We start from the raw sequence: 18,447 nt of genomic DNA on the forward strand, positions 1-18,447 counted from the left end.
CTCCGCAGCGCGAGCTGGTGCTACGTGCCGTTGATCATCTGGGTCACGCCACGCCGGACGAGATTCTCGCCGAGGTGCGCAAGGAGTCCGCGGCCGTGAACGTGTCGACCGTGTACCGGACGCTCGAGCTGCTCGAGGAGCTCGGACTCGTTCGACACGCCCATCTGACGGATCGGGCCCCGACCTACCACTCCACGACGACGCCGGCGCACGTCCACCTGGTGTGCCGGAGCTGCGGCAAGGTCATCGAAGCAGCCGCGGAAGTCGTCGATCCTTTCACCGAAGCCCTTCGCAACAGGCACGGTTTCAAAACGGACGTGGGGCACCTCACCGTGTTCGGCACCTGCGAGAGCTGCGCAGGGTCCTGACGCCTTCGTCAGCGCGGATGCCGGCCGTGAAGATGGCCCGCATATACTCGGTGGCTGTTTCCATCGAGCGGTGAAAAGGCGGCTTCGGCATGACCAAACGGGCACTGATCACGGGCATCACCGGGCAGGACGGGTCCTATCTGGCCGAGCTGCTCCTGGGCAAGGGCTACGAGGTGCATGGCCTGATCCGCCGCGCGTCGACCTTCAACACATCGAGAATCGACCACCTGTACCAGGACCCTCACGACCCCGAGGCAAAGCTCTTCTTGCACTACGGCGACCTGTCTGACGGCGCGCGCCTCGTGACGCTGCTCCACCAGATCAACCCTGACGAGGTGTACAACCTCGCCGCACAGTCGCACGTACGGGTCAGTTTCGATGAGCCCGAGCACACTGGCGACACGACGGGCATCGGTGCGATGCGGCTGCTCGAGGCCGTGCGGATGGCTGGTATCCAGTGCCGTTACTACCAGGCTTCGAGCTCGGAGATGTTCGGCGCCACGCCGCCGCCGCAGAACGAGGAGACCCCGTTCTACCCGCGGTCGCCGTACGGTGCCGCCAAGGTCTACGCGTACTGGGTCACCAAGAACTACCGCGAGGGCTACGGCATGTTCGCGGTCAACGGCATCCTGTTCAACCATGAGTCGCCCCGGCGCGGCGAGACGTTCGTGACCCGCAAGGTCACCCGCGCTGTCGCCCGGATCCAGGCCGGGCTCGACGACTACGTCTACATGGGCAACCTCGACGCGGTCCGCGACTGGGGCTACGCGCCTGAGTACGTCGAGGGCATGTGGCGGATGCTGCAGGCCGACGAGCCCGACGACTTCGTGCTCGCCACCGGGGGCAACTTCACTGTCCGCGACTTTGTCGTCACCGCGTTCGAGCACGCTGGCTTGGACTGGGAGAAGCACGTCAAGTTCGACGAGCGCTACCTCCGCCCCACCGAGGTCGACGCACTGATCGGTGACGCGAGCAGGGCGAAGGACAAGCTGGGCTGGGTTCCGAAGGTGCAGACCGACGAGCTTGCACGGATCATGGTCGACGCGGACATCGAGGCGCTCAAGCACGAAGGTCGGCACTGGATCGACCGGCCGGCGCTCGACGACTGGCCGGTGCTGGGCTCGACGCGATGAGCCCAGGGTTCCGCGCTGGTCCGCTCGATCGCGACTCCCGTGTCTACGTAGCGGGCCACGGCGGCCTCGTGGGCTCCGCGATCTGGCGGCACCTGGAGGCCGAGGGGTTCACCGACCTGGTGGGCCTCCGCTCCCGGGACCTCGATCTCACTGACCGGCAGCCGGTCTTCGACTATTTCGCGAAGCAGCAGCCGCGCTACGGGGTGCTCGCCGCGGCGAAGGTCGGCGGGATCATGGCCAACAGCACCTATCCCGTCGACTTCCTCAGCGAGAACCTGCAGATCCAGCTCAACGTCATGGACGCCGCACTCGAGCACGGCGTCGAGCGACTGCTGTTCCTGGGCTCGTCCTGCATCTACCCCAAGCTGGCGCCGCAGCCGATCCCCGAGGAAGCGCTGCTCACCGGCCACCTCGAGCCGACCAACGACGCGTACGCGATCGCCAAGATCGCCGGCATCGTGCATGTGCAGGCGGTGCGACGGCAGTACGGGTTGCCGTGGATCTCGGCGATGCCGACAAATCTATACGGCCCGGGGGACAACTTCTCCCCGTCGGGATCGCACGTGCTGCCCGCGCTGATCCGCCGGTACGACGAGGCCGTGCGCGACGGGCTCAGCGAGGTCACCAACTGGGGCACAGGGTCCCCGCGGCGCGAGTTCCTGCACGTCGACGACATGGCGGCCGCCTGCCTGCACCTGATGGAGCACTACGACGGACCCGAACAGGTGAACGTGGGCACCGGGCGAGACACCACGATCAAGGAGATCGCCGAAGTAATCGCCGACGTCGTTGGGTTCAAGGGCGAGACACACTGGGACACCAGCAAGCCGGATGGCACGCCTCAGAAGCTGCTCGACGTCAGCAAGCTGGCCGAGGCGGGTTGGATCGCGCAGATCGGGCTGGAGGACGGAATCCGGTCCACCGTGACGTGGTACCGGGAGCACGTGGGCGACCTGCGGGAGTGACCTCGAGGGGTGCGGTCATCGTTGGCCCCTGCTGTCCTATGGGGTGCGGCCGATGGCCACCCGGCCGCGACCGCTGACGGAAGAGTCGCCCTCGCCGCCTCCGACGTACACGGCTGTCCCGGTCGGAAGATCCTCCGTGCCATCGCCGGTGGACACCTTGACCTGGCCGTCGAGACACAACACGACTTGAGGTGCCGACTCGAGCCGAACCTCGTCGTGGACCTCGACTACCGCTAGCTCGAACTCCTCGACCGGCGGGGTGAACGTAACCTCTCCGGGGACTCCTGAAGAGGACGCCCACTGCGGCGGTGGCATGGGCGTGAAGTTGGTGACCTCGAGAAGCTCGGGGATGTCGACGTGCTTCGGGGTGAGTCCGGCGCGCAGGACGTTGTCGGAGGCTGCCATGACCTCGACGCCGAAGCCGGACGTGTAGGCGTGAATGACACCGGCGTCGATGAACATCGCCTCGCCCGCTGCGAGGACCACGTGATTGAGCAGGAGGGTCACGAAGACACCGGCGTCCTCGGGATAGCGCTCGACGAGCTGCGCCGTGGCGGCGTACACGCGCACCGACTCCCGTTCGACCATGGTGGGATCGTCGGCCGTGCCGACCCGGCGTCCCGCGAAGCTCGAGTGTGAGCGCAGCTCGGCGGTCGAGGCGGCGGCTCGCAGTTCCCGGAGTCGATGGCGCAGGAGCTCACCCTTGGTGTCGAGCATCTCGGTGACGACCGCGCGGAGCGTCTGGAAAGGCGTGGCCGTCGTCTCGATGCGGTCGGCGACCGCGTCCAGCCAGGGCAGTCCGAGGCCGCGCAGGATAATCGCGGTCTTGGCAGGATCACGGAAGCCGGCCATGCCCTCGAACCGGGTCAGGGCGTAGACGAGCTCGGGCTTGTGAGAGGAATCGGGGTAGCTGCGTTCCGGCGCGTCCAGCGGGATGCCGGCGGCGTCCTGCTCGGCGCACCGGATGCGGGCGCGCTCGCTGGTGGGGTGCACCTGGAGAGACAGCGGCTCCGCGGCGGCGAGGAGCTTCATCAGGAACGGCAGGCGGTCGCCGAAGGCCGCGTGCACCTTCTCCCCGAGCAGGCGCTCGGGATCGGCGGCGATGGCGGCCTGGAGGCTGGTGCCGTCCGGGAGACGGGACGGTGCTGACGGGTGCGCGCCCATCCACAGCTCGGCCCAGGGGCGGCCGTCGGGGGAGACGCCGAGCAGCTTGGGGATATGCGTGCGAGAACCCCATGCGTAGTCACGCACGGGGTTCTCGAGGCGGTACACGAGACGCAGCGTCAGTTGCCGGAGTTGATCATCCCGGCGCCGACGGTGACGCCGGTCGCCTCGTCGATCAGGATGAACGACCCGGTGGTCCGGTTCTTGGAGTAGGGGTCGCAGAGCAGCGGGACGGTCGTGCGCAGCTGCACGCGGCCGATCTCGTTGAGGGCGAGCTCCTTGGTCTCCTGGTCCCGGTGCAGCGTGTTGACGTCGAGGCGGTACTGGATGTCCTTGATCAGCGCGCGGCCCGCGCGGGTGGTGTGCTTGATCGCGAGCTTCTGGCGCGGCCGCAGCGGCTCGTTGGTCATCCAGCAGATCATCGCGTCGATGTCCTGGCTGGGCTTGGGCGCGTTCTTGACCCGGGCGATCATGTCGCCGCGGCTCACGTCGACGTCGTCGTCGAGACGCACGGTCACCGACATGGGTGGGAACGCCTCGCTGATCTCCTTGTCGAACAGATCGATCCCGGCGATCGTGCTGGTCAGTCCGGAGGGGAGTACGACGACCTCGTCGCCCGGCTTGAGCACGCCGCCGGCGACCCGGCCGGCGTAGCCGCGGTAATCGTGGTACTCGTCGGACTTCGGCCGGACGACGTACTGCACCGGGAAGCGGGTGTCGACGAGGTCGCGGTCGGAGGCGACGTGCACATTCTCGAGGTGGTGCATCAGAGTGGAGCCGGAGTACCACGGCATGCTCTCGGAGCGGGTCACCACGTTGTCGCCCTTGAGCGCCGAGATCGGGATGATCTCGAGGTCGGGGATGTTGAGCTTGGTCGCGAAGGCCGTGAACTCGCGGTGGATCTCGTCGAACACCTTCTCCTCGTAGTCGACAAGGTCCATCTTGTTGACGGCCAGCACCAGGTGGGGAACCCGCAGCAGCGACAGGATCACCGCGTGCCGGCGGGACTGCTCGGTCAGGCCCTGGCGGGCGTCGACCAGCACCAGGCCGAGGTCGGCGGTGGAGGCGCCGGTGACCATGTTGCGGGTGTACTGCACATGGCCAGGGGTGTCGGCGATGATGAACTTGCGCTGCGGGGTCGCGAAGTAGCGGTAAGCCACATCGATGGTGATCCCCTGCTCGCGCTCGGAGCGGAGGCCGTCGGTCAACAGCGCCAGGTCGGTGTAGTCGTAGCCCTTGGACTGCGACGTGGACTCAACGGCCTCGAGCTGGTCCTCGAAGATAGCCTTCGAGTCGAGCAGCAGGCGGCCGATGAGCGTCGACTTGCCGTCGTCGACCGAGCCGGCGGTCGCGAAACGAAGCAGGTCCATCAGAAGTAGCCTTCCTTCTTGCGGTCTTCCATGGCTGCCTCGGAGAAGCGGTCGTCGCCACGGGTGGCGCCGCGCTCGGTCAAGCGGGCCACGGCGATCTCCTCGATGATCTCGGGGACCGTGCTCGCCGTGGACTCCACGCAGCCGGTGAGGGTGAGGTCACCGACGGTGCGGAACCGCACGGTGCGCTCCTCGACGGTCTCGCCCGGCTTGCACGGGTTGAACTCGCTCTCGGAGAGCAGCATCCCGTCGCGCTCGAAGACCCGACGCTGGTGGGAGAAGTAGATGTTGGGGATCTCGATCTGCTCCTGGCCGATGTAGTGCCAGATGTCGAGCTCGGTCCAGTTGCTCAGCGGGAAGATCCGCATGTGCTCGCCGCCGTGGATGCGGCCGTTGTAGAGGCTCCACAGCTCGGGACGCTGCATCTTGGGGTCCCACTGACCGAAGTCGTCGCGGTGGGAGTAGACGCGCTCCTTGGCGCGGGCCTTCTCCTCGTCGCGGCGTCCGCCACCGAACGCGGCGGTGAAGGAGTTCTCCTCGATCGCGTTGAGCAGGGTGCCGATCTGCAGCCGGTTGCGGCTGGTCTTGCCGTCGTCGACCACCACGCCGTTGGCGATGGCCTCCTCGACGGAGGCGACGATCATGCGTACGCCGAGCCGGTTGACCCAGTTGTCGCGGGTCTCGAGGACCTCGGGGAAGTCGTAGCCGGTGTCGACCTGGAGCACCGGGAAGGGGATCTTGGCCGGGAAGAACGCCTTCTCCGCCAGCCGCAGCATGACGATGGAGTCCTTGCCTCCGGAGAACATCAGGACCGGCTTCTCGAACTCGGCCGCGACCTCACGGAAGATGTGGATCGACTCCGCCTCCAGCTCGTCGAGCTGGCTCAGGCGGTAGTCCGCATGGGTAGTCGTCATCGGTTTGGGGGGACCTCTCTTCGGGAGCAGCCGTCATGCTACCGAGTGACCGGCATATGAGCGATTTGGGCGGGGCCGCGGTGACCGGGCTCACCCGACCTGCGTTCAGGCGTTCTTCCGGGCCGTCTCACCGGGCCCGGCAGCGCCCTCAGCCACAGGCGCCTCGCGGTCCCCGGTGCCACTGTTGCCGCCGTTGCCGTTGCGGTCGGGGAGTCGCCAGGCCGCCGCGTTGTTGTCGAACGCCGGCAACCCGCGGGTCTGCCGGATGAAGCCCCAGGCCAGCGGCCCGAGCAAGAGCATTCCGGCGCCGATGATCCCGACCATCTCGGGGGAGACCCCGAGCATCTTCAGTCCGGTCAGGGTCAGCACGATCACGATGCCGCGCCGGATCACCGACTGGGACACCCAGTTAGCGAGCCGGGCGCCGAGGAAGGTGCCCGGGGTGCCGCCCACGATCAGCGGGATCAGCACCGCCCAGTCGACGCCGGTGACCAGCACGTGGCTGATCGCGGCCGAGAGCACCAGCGGGACCGCCTGCACCAGGTCGGTGCCGACCAGCTTGATCGCGCTGAGCGTCGGGTAGAGCAGCAGCAGCGCCACCATGATCAGCGACCCGCTGCCGACCGACGTGATCCCGACGAGCAGCCCGCCGGTGGCACCCACCAGGAGGGTCGGGATCGGCCGGATGGCCGGGTCCTCCTCGGAGATGGTGTTGCCCGACGTGACGTGGCGGAGCTGGAGATACATCCGCAGCGCGTACGTCGACGCGGTGAACAGCAGCGCGCAGCCGATGGCGTAGGTCAGGAAGCTCTCCGTGCTCTCGCCCTCGCCGCCGCCGACCGCCCTCACGATGAACGCCCCGGCGAACGCCGTCGGCACCGAGGCCACGATCAGCATGCCGGCGAGCTTGAGGTTGGGGGCGCCGTGCCTCCAGTGCACCGTCGCGCCCACCGACTTGTTCACGCTCGCGGCGACCAGGTCGTTGGCCACCGCGGCGCTCGGGTTCACGCCCAGGAAGATCAGCGCCGGGGTCATCAGCGCGCCGCCGCCCATGCCGGTCAGGCCGACGACGATGCCGACTCCGAAGCTGACCAGGAGGACGGACATCGCCGCTGTGGTCAGGAGCTCGTTCAAGGTTGCACCCTTCGAATAGCTACGGCCGGTCAGCCGGTGGATCGGTGGAGGTAACCGGCGTCGTACAGGTGGTCGAGCACGTCGTCCAGGGCGTCCTCGATGCTGCGTCCGGTGGTGTCCACCCGGACCGCGGCGTCCGCGGGCTCCTCGTAGGGCGAGGAGATGCCGGTGAACTCTGGGATCTCGCCGGCCCGTGCCTTCGCGTACAGGCCCTTGCGGTCGCGACGCTCGCACTCCTCGAGGGGAGTGGCGACGTGGATCAGCACGAAAGCGCCGCCCGCTTCGTCGACCATCGCGCGGACCTGCTGCCGGGTCGTGTCGAACGGCGCGATGGGGCTGCAGATCGCGACCCCGCCGTGCCGGGAGATCTCGGCGGCGACCCACCCGATGCGGCGGATGTTGGTCTCGCGGTCCTCCTTCGAGAAGGTGAGCCCGGCCGAGAGGTTCCGACGTACGACGTCGCCGTCCAGGCTGGTCACCGTGCGCTCGCCCCGCTCGAGGATCACGTCGTGGAGGGCGCGGGCGAGCGTGGACTTGCCGCTGCCGGAGAGGCCGGTGAAGAACAGCACGAGGCCCTGCCCGTCCACGGGCGGCTGGTCGTGCTCGACCACGGCCGCGATCTCGTCGCCGAGATCGCCTTCGCCGGTGACCCCGAGGACCGGGCCCGGCGCGTAGGCGTCGACGACGCGCTGACCGAGCGCGTGATCGGCCTCGGCGTCACCTCGGCTGGCGAGCGGGACGGCCACCACGTGGGCGCCGCCGAGCTGCTGGGCGGCGATCAGCGAGGCGCGGAGCAGGGCGGCCGGGGAGAGGAGGGGCGTGCCGTGGCCGGTGAGGGCGAGCAGCAGGACCGGGTCGCCGCCGGACTTCTCGCGGATCCGGTCCAGGTCGACGAGCGTGAGCGCGTCCGTGACCGGCACCGTGAGGGTCTCGGGGCCGTGGTCGGCCCGGACCTGCCCCGGCGACTTGTAGAGCCTGCGGAAGGCGCCGAACTCGGCGTGGGTGAGTGGTGTCACCGGCCCCGCGATGCCGACGGTCTCGCCGGTGTCGCCCGCGTCGAACGTCGACTCGACGGCGACCCGGGCCAGCGGGAGCCCCTCAGGGTCGACCAGCTCCAGCTCGCCTGCCGCTTGGGCGGCCTCGGCCACGTCGGCCGGCACGTGCAGCGTGACCAGGCCGCCGGCGGGCTCGAACCCGGTCAGCGGGGCGAGCGCACCGTGCACGAGCAGCTCGAGGTCGTCGAGCTCTCGGGGCGTGGGGCAGTGCTGCGGAACGGGGGTGGGCACCGACTAAGTGTGCATCACGGGTCTCGACGCGCTCGACGGCCGTGGGCTCTCGACGGGCTCGCCCACCGATAGCGTACGGGCGCATGGGGCGACGGAAGGCACTGATCACCGGGATCACCGGCCAGGACGGTTCGTACCTGGCGGAGCTGCTGCTCGGCAAGGGCTACGAGGTGCACGGTCTGACCCGCCGCGCGTCGACGTTCAACACCACCCGGATCGACCACCTGTACCAGGACGGCCACGACCCGCGGGCCACCTTCTTCCTGCACTCCGGTGACATCGCCGACGGCGCGCGGCTGGTGCATCTGCTGCAGGAGATCGCCCCTGACGAGGTCTACAACCTGGCGGGCCAGTCCCACGTGCGGGTGAGCTTCGACCAGCCCGAGCACACCGGCGAGACCACCGGCATGGGCGCGATGCGCCTGCTGGAGGCGGTGCGGCTCAGCGGGATCGGCTGCCGCTACTACCAAGCGTCGAGCTCGGCGATGCTCGACGCGTCGTCGCCGCCGCAGGACGAGCGCACCGCGTTCTACCCGCGCTCGCCGTACGGCGCAGCGAAGGCCTACGCGCACTGGATGACCCGCAACTACCGCGAGAGCTACGGGCTTTTCGCCGTCAACGGGATCCTCTTCAACCACGAGTCACCCCGGCGTGGGGAGACCTTCGTGACCCGCAAGGTCACGCGTGCGGTCGCTCGGATCCAGGCCGGCATCGACGACTACGTCTACATGGGCAACCTCGACGCGGTGCGCGACTGGGGGTACGCGCCCGAGTACGTCGAAGGCATGTGGCGGATGCTGCAGGCCGACGAGCCCGACGACTTCGTGCTGGCCACCGGCGAGGCGTACACGGTGGGCGACTTCGTCACCACCGCGTTCGAGCACGCGGGACTCGACTGGGAGAAGCACGTCCGCTTCGACGATCGTTACATCCGTCCCGCGGAGGTCGATGTGCTGATCGGCGACGCCGGCAAGGCGAGGTCGGTGCTGGGCTGGGTGCCGCGGGTCAAGGCTCCGGAGCTGGCCCGGATCATGGTCGACGCCGACATCGAGTTGCTCGGCGAGCAGGGTCGGCACCGGGTGGACCGGCCGGCGCTCGCCGACTGGCCGGTCTGGGAACGACCGGTCTGACTGCGCCGCTACGGCGTGCGGCCGACGACGAGCCGGCCCTTCCCGGTGACGTCGACGCGCTCCTCGTTGCCGCCGACGAACACGGCCGTGCCCGCGGGCAGGTGCGCTCGACCGGCGGTGGTCGAGACCTGCAGCTCCCCGTCGAGACAGAGCAGCAGCTGCGGGCCCTCCCGCAATGTGACCCCATCCGCCTGGATCGGCAGGACCGCCAGCTCGAACTCGTCGACCGGTGGAGTGAACACCGTGCCGCCCTCGACGTCGGCCGCAGTCGCGCCCGCCCACAACGGCGGCGGCATCGGCGTGAAGTTCGCGACCTCGATCAGCTCGGGGACGTCGACGTGCTTGACGGTGAGGCCGGCCCGGAGCACGTTGTCGGAGGCCGCCATGATCTCGACCCCGAAGCCGGACGTGTAGGCATGGATCACGCCGGCATCGATGAACATCGCCTCGCCGGGCGCGAGCACGACGTGGTTGAGCAGCAGGGTGACCAGCACGCCGGGGTCGGCGGGGTACTGCTCGACCAGACGCGCCACGGCGGCGTACACCCGCACCGACTCGCGCTCCACGGCGGTGGGGTCCGGCAGGGTGCCGACCCGCCTCCCTGCGTGAGTGCTGTGCGCGCGCAGCTCGGCCTTCTCTGCGGCCAGACGCAGCTCCTCGAGCCGCTCGTCGAGCTCCGTGCCGGACCTGGCCAGGGTCTCCGTGACCACGGCACGCAACGTCTGGAAGGGCGTCGGGCTTCCCTCGATGCGGTCTGCGACCTCGTCGAGCCACGGCAGGTCGAGGCCGCGCAGGATCGGGGCGGTCTTCGCCGGGTCGCGGAACCCCGCCATCCCCTCGAAGCGGGTGAGCGCGTAGATCATCTCCGGCTTGTGGGAGGCGTCGGGGTAGGTGCGATCGGGAGCGTCGCGGGCGAGTCCGGCGGCGTCCTGCTCGGCGCAGCGGATCCGGGCGCGGTCGGTGGTCGGATGGACCTGGAGGGAGAGCGGCTCAGCGGCGGCCAGCAGCTTCATCAGGAACGGGAGTCGGTTCCCGAATGTGGCGCGGGTGCCGTGGCCGAGCATGGACTCGGCGTCCCGGGCGATCGCGACATCGAGGCTGGTGCCGTCGGGGAGCCGGGACGGTGCGGACGGGTGGGCACCCATCCACAGCTCGGCCCACGGTCGGCCGTCGGGCTCGCGTCCCAGGAAGCGGGGGAGGTGCGTGCGGGAGCCCCAGGCGTAGTCACGCACCGGGTTCTCGAGGAGGTACATGCGGCTCCTGTTTCGCGACGGGTGTGCCTCGGAGACAGTCTGCCGCAGCGGGACTCGCGGGCTGGCCAGCCGGGCCCGCTCTCCGCATGCAGCGGGGTGTGACGACCCCGTCTCGACGGGCTCGTCCACCGGGGCGTGGGCTCGACCACCCGCAGGTGGGCTCGGGGCTTCCCGGTTAGGGTGCGCGGCATGCCTGTGCCTGTCGTCGTCGCCGAGATTGTCCGGTCCGGGTTCGTGGAGGGCCGCCACTACGGGTCGCTCGTCGCGCTCGAGGCGGACGGCTCGGTCGCGTGGTCGGTCGGCGACGTCACCTCGGCGATGTTCCCGCGGTCCTGCAACAAGCCGGTGCAGGCGCTCGCGATGCTGCGGGCCGGGCTCGACCTCGACGGTGAGCTGCTCGCGCTGGCCTGCGCCTCGCACTCGGGCGAGGACTTCCATCTCGACGGGGTACGCCGGATCCTGGCCGGTGCCGGGCTCGACGAGTCCGCCCTGCAGACCCCGCCGGACTACCCGCTGGACGACGCCGCCCGCGAGGAGCATGTCCGCGCCGGCCGCGAGCGCAGCCCGATCGCGATGAACTGCTCCGGCAAGCACGCCGCGATGCTCGTCACCTGCGTCGTCAACGGCTGGGACACCGCGACCTACCGCGACCCCGGTCACCCGCTCCAGGTCGCGATCGCCCAGACGTTCGCCGAGCTGACCGGCGAGCCGGTGGAGGCCATCGCGGTCGACGGCTGCGGCGCACCGCTGCTCTCGACCACCCTGGTGGGACTGGCCCGCGCCTTCCGCACCCTGTCGGTCGCCGAGTCGGGGCCGGAGAAGCGGGTGGCGGACGCCATCCGGACCGCCCCGGAGTACACCTCCGGGACGCGTCGGGACGAGGCCGCGCTGCTGCGCGCCGTACCCGGTGCCATCGGCAAGGCCGGCGCCGAGTCCTGCTACGCGGTCGGCCTGCCGGACGGTCGGGCCGTGGCGCTCAAGACCGACGACGGGGCCGCACGAGTGCGCCCGGTGCTGATGGCGGCCGCGCTGGAACGGCTGGGCCTCCTCGACCACCAGGGCGTGGACGCGGATGCCGTACGCCGGACGGGGGTCGTCGAGCTGCTCGGCGGGGGTGTGCCCGTGGGACTGCTGCGCGCGGCGTTCTGAGCCGTCCAGACCCGGTTGCTCGATAATGGTCCGACGACCAGTCGACAAGGGGGACGGGTGACGGGCAAACGCCCCGGGCGCGTGCAGCAGATCGCCTACGACGCCACGCCGCTCAACGCCCAGAACGTCGACGTGGAGGCGCGCATCGGCTGGCTGCTCGCCATGTCGCGGCTGCACCACCCCGACCCGCAGTTCCGCGACGGTCGGGTGTTCACCGAGGCGCTCGGCGACGCCGGCCTGCGCACCAGCCGCAGCCTGTTGTCACGGTGGGAGTCCGGTGAGATCCCGGTCTCCTACGAGGCGATGGCGGCCTACGAGCGCGTGCTCGGCCTCGAGACCGGTCAGATCGCGTCGATCACGGCGTACGTCGGGGCCATCCTGCCGGGCGTGAAGTCGCGGCTGGCGCGCCCGCGGCTGGACCCGACCGAGCCGGTGTTCGCGGACCGGCTCGACGAGCTGGTCGCCCGCGCCGAGGACGGTGACGCGCTGGCCAGCGACTGGCAGGACCTCGGCTGGCACCTGGCGGCGGCGCCGCACGTCTACCTGCCGGGCAGCACCTGGGCGACGGTCTGCGGACGCCTGGTGAACCAGATCCCCCGGACGGTCAAGCTCGCCTACCGGCAGTACAGCGCGGCCGCGTTCAACATCGCCCAGGTGCCGCGCGCGCAGGGCTACCTGGTCGACGCGATCGCCGACTACGTCTCCGACCCCGGGGCGCAGGTGCTCACCAGCCCGGTGGGGCTGCTCGACCGGCTGCCGACCCGGGAGTCGGCGGCGCTGGTGCTGGACATGATCGAACGCCCTCCGACCGAGGCCGTCTTCCGGGTCGGGGTGTGGCTGGGTGCGCAGAAGCTGACCGGGGGAGATTTCGACGCCGAGGAACGCGCCCGGCTGGACATGATCGTGCTGCAGCTGTGGCGGCGCGACCCGGGGAAGGCGAGCGAGGACCTCGCCGAGCTGATCGCGGGCATGCCCGAGGGGATGCGCGCGACCCTGGTGCACGCCGCGACCCGGGCCGGCCGGCGCAGGCTCGGCTACGCCGTGGAGCACGGCGAGGAGGTCGTGGCCGGGCGGGCACGCACGATCGCGTCCCAGATCGCCGAGCAGGCGCGGGCCCTGGCGCCGCAGGAGCCGTTGTACGCCGAGGACCGGATGCTCCCCCGGCTGGTGCGGGAGGCGATGTTCCACCGCGACTCCGAGCGCCGGCACCTCGCCTCGCTGCTGATCGCGTCGTCGCCGTTCGGCCGGTCCGTCACCGACTCCCTGCTCATGGCGCTCAAGGACGCCGGGCAGTCGCCGTGGATGCGTGGCCGGATGGCGACGCTCGCGAGGTACCTCAGCGACGAGACGCACCGGCTGCGGATGATCGGGCTGCTCGACGACCCGTCCGAGGACGTGGTGGCGCCGTTGGTGCAGGGGATCGGGCACATGGAGCTGAGCGCGATGTCCGACCAGGTGCTCCGGTCTACGCTCGGCACCGACCTCACCACGACGGCGCGGGCGAAGCTGTATGCGCTCGGCATGTCCGGCTCGCCCGGCCTGCCGGTGATCGCGGCCTCGGAACGGGCACCCGAATGGCAGCGTGTCGCCGCCCGGTGGTGGCACGAGCAGGGACCCGCCGTACGCCGGTAGGTCGGCCGTGCGTGGCCGTCCACCGTCTTACCCCCCATCCGGATACGACGCGACGGACCTGCTGTTTCGGCACGCGTTCCGCAGCAAGAACGTCGCGTCGTATCCGGAATGGTGGAGTCTGGAGCATGCACGACTGCAGTGTGAATTCGTCTTATGTCAAAGGCGTCTGTGTCATGTCTCACCCGTCTTGCGCTTGCATGTGCTTGCAAGAGTTAGCAGGATGGGGACATGGCCAAGACACGGGTCGGCAAGACCGTCGGAAGCACCGTCGGGACTGTCGGCGACTACCTCCGGGAGCAGCGCATCGCGGCGTCGCTCTCGCTGCGGCAGCTCGCCGAGCAGGCGGGCGTGTCGAACCCGTACCTGAGCCAGATCGAACGTGGTCTGCGCCGGCCCTCGGCCGAGGTGCTCCAGCAGCTCGCCAAGGCGCTCAGGATCTCAGCGGAGACGCTGTACGTCCGCGCCGGGATCCTCGACCCGGACGACGGGGAGGTCCGCTCCGTGGAGCTGGCCGTTCTCGCCGACACCGGCCTGACCGAACGACAGAAACAGTCGCTGCTGGACGTCTACCAGTCCTTCCGCGCTGCCAACTCGCACAACTCGCACCCCACAGGAGGAAGCTGAACATGGCGACCAGGACCAACAGGAACTTCAAGCTCGACGCTACCCGTCCGTTCTACGCCGCGGTCGGCGCCGGCGACCTCGCCGTCTCGTTCGCGCGCACCGCGGCCACCGACGTGCAGGCGCGCGTCGCCAAGGTGGAGCGGGAGCCCAAGGCCCTGCGCGACCAGGCCGTCACGCTGGTCTCCGCCCGCGTCGAGGAGCTCCAGGCCGACGCCAAGAAGGCACAGGCGGCCTTCGAGGCCCGCCTGGCCGACCTGCAGAACGACGCGAAGGCGCTGCCCACGAAGTTCGAGAAGCTCGTCAACGAGTACCTCGCCGAGCTCAACAAGACCGTGGCCGAGCTCAACAAGAGCTACGCCGACCTGGCCGGCCGCGGCCAGGACTTCGTGACCAAGGTCCGCCGCCAGGAGGCCACCCAGCAGACCAAGGCCGCCGCGAAGTCGACCACCACCAAGGCCAAGGCCACCAAGACCACGGCCAAGAAGTCGGCGAAGAAGACGACCACCGCCGCCAAGGGCACCGGCACGGCCGCGAAGAAGACCGCGACCGCCGCCAAGGAGGCCGCCTCCGACGCCGCCGACAAGGCCGGCGCCTGAGCTAGCGAGCAGCTCACACTGTTCTGACCACGACGACCCCCGGCCCACCAATGGCCGGGGGTCGTCGCGCGTCCCGGGCCGCGCTGCCCGCTCACCGGCGCCGGTGGTTACCCTGGAGAGGTGTTCGAGCTCTTCGCCCTCCAGAGCGGCCTGCTGCTGGTCGCGTCCGTGGCCATGTTCGCCGTACAGGCGTGGGCCTTCGTCGACGCCGTCTCGCACCGGCCGGAGGCATACGTCGCCGCCGACAAGATGACCAAGCCGACCTGGCTGATCATCCTGGGCGTCGCGCTGGCCGCGCACATGCTGATCTGGAACGCGATGAGCATCCTCAACCTCATCGGCACTGTCGCCGCGATCGTCTACATCGTGGACGCGCGTCCCGCTCTTCGGTCGCTCAGCAGTCGCTGACGGCCGCAGTTCGTCTGCGACGGTTTCGTCCGCTTCGGCCAGTTCGTGCTCAGAGCAGGCGACTGACCTCGTCGCACGGCCGATGAGTTCGGCGACCCGGCTCGGTCTGTCTGTGCGGACGTCCCGTACAACGACCGGACCGGAGGGCACGAAGATGGCGAAAAGCGCGTGCAAATTGTCGGTGCTGCGTGTTGGGGTGGTGTCGTGAACTCCCCTGCAGTCGAGGCGGTCGACCTCGTCAAGACCTTCGACCAGACCAGAGCCGTCGACGGCGTCAGCTTCGCCGTACCAGCCGGCACCGTGCTCGGGCTGCTCGGCCCCAACGGCGCGGGCAAGACCACCACCGTGCGGATGCTCACCACGCTGAGCCGTCCGACCAGCGGCACCGGCCGGGTGGCCGGCCACGACATCGTGACCGAGCCCGACGCCGTGCGCCGCAGCATGGGTCTCGTCGGCCAGGTGGCCACCGTCGACGAGCTGCTCACGGCCCGCGAGAACCTCTGGCTGATCGGTCGGCTCTCGGGGCTGCCCACCAGCTACATCCGCCCCGCCGGCGACGACCTGCTCGAGCGGTTCGCGCTCACCGAGGCCGCCGACCGGGTCGTCAAGACCTACTCCGGCGGCATGCGCCGTCGCCTCGACCTCGCGGTGAGCCTGATCGCCGCGCCTCCGGTGCTCTTCCTCGACGAGCCGACCACCGGCCTCGACCCGCGCAGCCGCAACGACCTGTGGGAGGTGCTCCGTGGGCTGGTGCGCGACGGCACCACCCTGGTGCTCACCACGCAGTACCTCGAGGAGGCCGACCAGCTCTGCGACGACATCGTCGTCATCGACAAGGGCAAGGTGATCGCGGCCGGCACCCCCACCCAGCTCAAGGACCAGGCCGGGGCCGCGGCGGTGGTGCTGACCCTCACCCACGCCACCGACCTGACGCGAGCGGAGGAGCTGCTGCGCACGTGCACCCCCGAGGTGTACGTCGAGCCCGCCTCCCGGCGGCTCACCGCCCAGGCCGACGGGCTGCACGACATGACCCGGATCGGCCAGGCCTTCGAGGACAGCGGCATCCCCGTCGACGACCTGGGCTTGCAACGGCCGAGCCTCGACGACGTGTTCCTGGCACTGACCGGTCACCGCGCCGAGAACGAAGTGCCGGAGGACGAGGAAACCCACACCGACCTGCACGCCCTGGAAGGAGCCCTCTGATGAGCGCTGTCGTGTCCCTGGAGCGCCCGGAGATCAAGCCTCCAGCCCTGCCCGGCTCGTCGTGGGTCGTGGTGCGACGCAACCTGATCCACATCAAACGGATGCCCGAACTGCTGCTCGACGTGACAATCCAGCCGGTGATGTTCGTGCTGCTGTTCGCCTTCGTCTTCGGCGGCGCGATCCAGGTGCCCGGCAACTTCGACTACAAGGAGTTCCTGGTCCCCGGCATCATGGCCCAGACGATGGCGTTCGCGTCGTTCATCGTCGCGATCGGCCTGGTCAACGACCTCGACAAGGGCATCGTCGACCGGCTCAAGTCGCTGCCGATCTCCCGCTCGTCGATCCTGGTCGGACGCAGCGTGTCCAGCCTGATCCACTCCAGCATCGGCATCGGCGTGATGGCGCTGACCGGGCTGGCGATCGGCTGGAGGGCACACAACGGGTTCACCGACACGGTGCTCGGCTTCGCACTGCTGCTGCTGTTCGGGTTCTCGATGATCTGGCTGGGCATCTGGGTGGGCTCGTCCATGCGCTCCGTCGAGTCGGTGAACGGTGTCATGTTCACCACGATGTTCCCGATCACCTTCGTCGCCAACACGTTCGCCCCGACCCAGGGGATGCCCGATTGGCTGGCCACCATCGCCGAGTGGAACCCGATCTCTGCTCTGGTGCAGGCGCTGCGCGACCTGTGGGGCAACGGGCTGCCGGCCACCGGCAACGAGGCCTGGCCGCTGCAGCACCCCGTGGTGACCACGGTCATCTGGGCGGTGGGGCTGACCGCGATCTTCGCCCCGCTGGCGGTGGCGTCCTTCCGGCGCAGGTCCCGCGACTGAGCGAGCCCCGCGTGGAGCTCACGGTCGTCGAGGGTGACATCACCCGTCAGGACGTCGACGCCGTCGTCAACGCCGCCAACCGCCGGATGCGCGGCGGTGGCGGCGTCGACGGCGCGATCCACGCGGCCGCCGGGCCCGGCCTGCTCGAGGAGTGCCGCGAGCGGTTCCCCGACGGGCTGCAGACCGGCGGCGCCGGGTGGACGACCGGACACGCGTTGCCGGCCCGCTGGGTGATCCACGTGGTCGGCCCCAACTACACCGCCGGCGAGCGCGACCGCTCGCTGCTGGAGAGCTGCTACAGCGGCGCGCTCGCCGTGGCCGACGAGCTCGGCGCGCGCACGATCGCCTTCCCGCTGGTGTCCGCCGGGATCTACGGCTGGCCGCGCGAGGACGCGGTCCGCACCGCGGTCGACACGCTGCGATCCACCCCGACCGACGTGTCCGAGGCCCGCATCGTTGCGTTCGGCCGGTCGGCGTACCAGCTCATCCGGGACATTGCGGACGAGTGATTCGGGTCATATCGCCCTAGTAGTGCAAGCGTTATTTACGGCCGGGGTACGCAGGCGGTACAACTCCAGTTGGAGAGGGAAACCCACGACGCCAATGCTGGGGGGCCAGCTGTCGTGGTACGTCTCGAGACCGTCGTCGATGACGTCGGGGGGAAGAAGGTTCGCTCATGTTCCGCGCATGGCTTCTGCCGGCGCGCCGCTTTGCGGTGCTCCTGGCACTCACACTGATTGCATTCGGCGGGGGCTCCTTCGCTCCCTCGATGGCCGATCCCGGCAACGGGAACGGCAGTCCGCCCGCTCACGCCGGACCGCCCGCCGCAGCACCGGGTCAGGGCGGTACGCCGCCCGGCCAAGGCGCTACGCCACCGGGTCAGGCCGACCAGCCTGCCCAGGCCGCTCCATCGGCAGCCCCGGCGCAGACACCGCCGGCCGGCAACGGGAACGGGAACGGCGACGGCAACGCCAACGGCGGCGGGGACGACCAGGCCGGCCCGGCCGCGGCGCCCGCGGCCGAGGGCGACGGCGGTGGCCCAGCCAAGTCGAAGGGCTCGAACGGCGCGTCGGCCAAGTCGTCCGGGAAGCCGGCCAAGGCCTCCGCCAAGTCCTCGAGTGGCAACAACGGGAAGGCCTCGTCGCACGCGAGCGGCGGCACCGGCGGTACCTCGGGCGACCCGACGCAACCGCAGCCGTTGAGCAACGCCGACCAGAACTCCGGCGGGGCCAACGGTCAGTGCCCGGGTGGCGTGTACTGCTCGACCCGTGACGGTTCGCCGTCC

18 protein-coding genes and 1 pseudogene are annotated in these 18,447 nt (G+C 69.8%); 13 read left to right on the forward strand and 6 right to left on the reverse strand.

Annotation, left to right across the window (positions count from 1 at the left end):
• The 3 genes from VFH10_RS08260 to VFH10_RS08270 form a co-directional block, all read left to right on the forward strand.
• Window positions 1-368, forward strand: a 368-nt coding sequence (locus tag VFH10_RS08260) for a transcriptional repressor (protein WP_325127638.1), incomplete at its 5' end; no start/stop codon positions are given.
• Between the two features lie 89 nt (window positions 369-457).
• Window positions 458-1,501, forward strand: coding sequence for a GDP-mannose 4,6-dehydratase (gene gmd, locus VFH10_RS08265; protein WP_325127639.1), 1,044 nt, complete (start codon window positions 458-460; stop codon window positions 1,499-1,501).
• Window positions 1,498-2,466, forward strand: coding sequence for a GDP-L-fucose synthase (locus VFH10_RS08270; RefSeq protein WP_325127640.1), 969 nt, complete (start codon window positions 1,498-1,500; stop codon window positions 2,464-2,466). Before gmd (VFH10_RS08265) ends, VFH10_RS08270 begins: the two co-directional genes overlap by 4 nt.
• A 36-nt stretch (window positions 2,467-2,502) precedes the next feature.
• Here the strand turns inward: VFH10_RS08270 and manA (VFH10_RS08275) are convergent, their stop codons facing one another.
• The 5 genes from manA (VFH10_RS08275) to cysC all read right to left on the reverse strand — a co-directional run bounded on the left by manA (VFH10_RS08275) (window position 2,503) and on the right by cysC (window position 8,334).
• Complete coding sequence (manA, locus tag VFH10_RS08275) at window positions 2,503-3,738, reverse strand: mannose-6-phosphate isomerase, class I (protein ID WP_325127641.1); 1,236 nt, start codon at window positions 3,736-3,738, stop codon at window positions 2,503-2,505.
• Window positions 3,739-3,749: 11 nt separating this feature from the next.
• Window positions 3,750-5,000, reverse strand: a complete 1,251-nt coding sequence (gene cysN / locus VFH10_RS08280) for a sulfate adenylyltransferase subunit CysN (protein WP_325127642.1) — start codon at window positions 4,998-5,000, stop codon at window positions 3,750-3,752.
• Entirely contained in the window at window positions 5,000-5,914 is a 915-nt protein-coding gene (cysD, locus tag VFH10_RS08285; protein ID WP_325127643.1) for a sulfate adenylyltransferase subunit CysD, read from the reverse strand. Before cysD ends, cysN begins: the two co-directional genes overlap by 1 nt.
• Before the next feature lie 105 nt (window positions 5,915-6,019).
• On the reverse strand, window positions 6,020-7,048 hold the full coding sequence (locus VFH10_RS08290) for a sulfite exporter TauE/SafE family protein (RefSeq protein WP_325127644.1): 1,029 nt from the start codon (window positions 7,046-7,048) through the stop codon (window positions 6,020-6,022).
• A gap of 29 nt (window positions 7,049-7,077) precedes the next feature.
• On the reverse strand, window positions 7,078-8,334 hold the full coding sequence (gene cysC / locus VFH10_RS08295; RefSeq protein WP_325127645.1) for an adenylyl-sulfate kinase: 1,257 nt from the start codon (window positions 8,332-8,334) through the stop codon (window positions 7,078-7,080).
• An 83-nt stretch (window positions 8,335-8,417) separates the two neighbouring features.
• On the opposite strand from cysC, the gene gmd (VFH10_RS08300) reads away from it, so the two are divergent.
• Window positions 8,418-9,464 (forward strand): GDP-mannose 4,6-dehydratase, encoded by a 1,047-nt coding sequence (gene gmd, locus VFH10_RS08300; RefSeq protein ID WP_325127646.1) that lies wholly within the window; start codon window positions 8,418-8,420, stop codon window positions 9,462-9,464.
• An 8-nt stretch (window positions 9,465-9,472) separates the two neighbouring features.
• Here the strand turns inward: gmd (VFH10_RS08300) and manA (VFH10_RS08305) are convergent, their stop codons facing one another.
• Entirely contained in the window at window positions 9,473-10,717 is a 1,245-nt protein-coding gene (gene manA / locus VFH10_RS08305) for a mannose-6-phosphate isomerase, class I (RefSeq protein WP_325127647.1), read from the reverse strand.
• A gap of 189 nt (window positions 10,718-10,906) precedes the next feature.
• On the opposite strand from manA (VFH10_RS08305), the gene VFH10_RS08310 reads away from it, so the two are divergent.
• The 9 genes and pseudogenes from VFH10_RS08310 to VFH10_RS08350 all read left to right on the forward strand — a co-directional run.
• Window positions 10,907-11,866, forward strand: a complete 960-nt coding sequence (locus tag VFH10_RS08310) for an asparaginase (RefSeq protein WP_325127648.1) — start codon at window positions 10,907-10,909, stop codon at window positions 11,864-11,866.
• Window positions 11,867-11,923: 57 nt separating this feature from the next.
• Window positions 11,924-13,498: a hypothetical protein gene (locus VFH10_RS08315; protein WP_325127649.1), complete on the forward strand. Its 1,575-nt coding sequence runs from the start codon at window positions 11,924-11,926 to the stop codon at window positions 13,496-13,498.
• Window positions 13,499-13,726: 228 nt separating this feature from the next.
• On the forward strand, window positions 13,727-14,122 hold the full coding sequence (locus tag VFH10_RS08320) for a helix-turn-helix transcriptional regulator (protein WP_325127650.1): 396 nt from the start codon (window positions 13,727-13,729) through the stop codon (window positions 14,120-14,122).
• A 2-nt stretch (window positions 14,123-14,124) separates the two neighbouring features.
• On the forward strand, window positions 14,125-14,718 hold the full coding sequence (locus tag VFH10_RS08325; RefSeq protein ID WP_325127651.1) for a hypothetical protein: 594 nt from the start codon (window positions 14,125-14,127) through the stop codon (window positions 14,716-14,718).
• Window positions 14,719-14,838: 120 nt separating this feature from the next.
• A complete protein-coding gene (locus tag VFH10_RS08330) occupies window positions 14,839-15,126 on the forward strand; it encodes a DUF2516 family protein (protein ID WP_325127652.1) in 288 nt (95 codons plus the stop codon).
• Window positions 15,127-15,330: 204 nt separating this feature from the next.
• Complete coding sequence (locus VFH10_RS08335; protein ID WP_325127653.1) at window positions 15,331-16,329, forward strand: ATP-binding cassette domain-containing protein; 999 nt, start codon at window positions 15,331-15,333, stop codon at window positions 16,327-16,329.
• Window positions 16,329-17,162: an ABC transporter permease gene (locus VFH10_RS08340; RefSeq protein WP_325127654.1), complete on the forward strand. Its 834-nt coding sequence runs from the start codon at window positions 16,329-16,331 to the stop codon at window positions 17,160-17,162. Before VFH10_RS08335 ends, VFH10_RS08340 begins: the two co-directional genes overlap by 1 nt.
• A gap of 11 nt (window positions 17,163-17,173) precedes the next feature.
• A complete protein-coding gene (locus VFH10_RS08345; protein WP_325127655.1) occupies window positions 17,174-17,671 on the forward strand; it encodes an O-acetyl-ADP-ribose deacetylase in 498 nt (165 codons plus the stop codon).
• Window positions 17,672-17,931: 260 nt separating this feature from the next.
• A pseudogene (locus VFH10_RS08350) lies at window positions 17,932-18,447 on the forward strand (hypothetical protein); the annotation flags it as partial.

The sequence above is a fragment of the Nocardioides sp. genome (assembly GCF_035697785.1).
GTDB lineage: Bacteria > Actinomycetota > Actinomycetes > Propionibacteriales > Nocardioidaceae > Nocardioides_B.

Excerpts from the sequence above, each read along its gene's own strand:
- gmd (WP_325127639.1), top strand. The coding sequence starts at position 458 with ATGACCAAACGGGCACTGATCACGGGCATCACCGGGCAGGACGGGTCC.
- VFH10_RS08270 (WP_325127640.1), top strand. The coding sequence starts at position 1,498 with ATGAGCCCAGGGTTCCGCGCTGGTCCGCTCGATCGCGACTCCCGTGTC.
- cysN (WP_325127642.1), bottom strand. The coding sequence starts at position 5,000 with ATGGACCTGCTTCGTTTCGCGACCGCCGGCTCGGTCGACGACGGCAAG.
- cysD (WP_325127643.1), bottom strand. The coding sequence starts at position 5,914 with ATGACGACTACCCATGCGGACTACCGCCTGAGCCAGCTCGACGAGCTG.
- gmd (WP_325127646.1), top strand. The coding sequence starts at position 8,418 with ATGGGGCGACGGAAGGCACTGATCACCGGGATCACCGGCCAGGACGGT.
- manA (WP_325127647.1), bottom strand. The coding sequence starts at position 10,717 with ATGTACCTCCTCGAGAACCCGGTGCGTGACTACGCCTGGGGCTCCCGC.
- VFH10_RS08310 (WP_325127648.1), top strand. The coding sequence starts at position 10,907 with ATGCCTGTGCCTGTCGTCGTCGCCGAGATTGTCCGGTCCGGGTTCGTG.
- VFH10_RS08320 (WP_325127650.1), top strand. The coding sequence starts at position 13,727 with ATGGCCAAGACACGGGTCGGCAAGACCGTCGGAAGCACCGTCGGGACT.
- VFH10_RS08325 (WP_325127651.1), top strand. The coding sequence starts at position 14,125 with ATGGCGACCAGGACCAACAGGAACTTCAAGCTCGACGCTACCCGTCCG.
- VFH10_RS08340 (WP_325127654.1), top strand. The coding sequence starts at position 16,329 with ATGAGCGCTGTCGTGTCCCTGGAGCGCCCGGAGATCAAGCCTCCAGCC.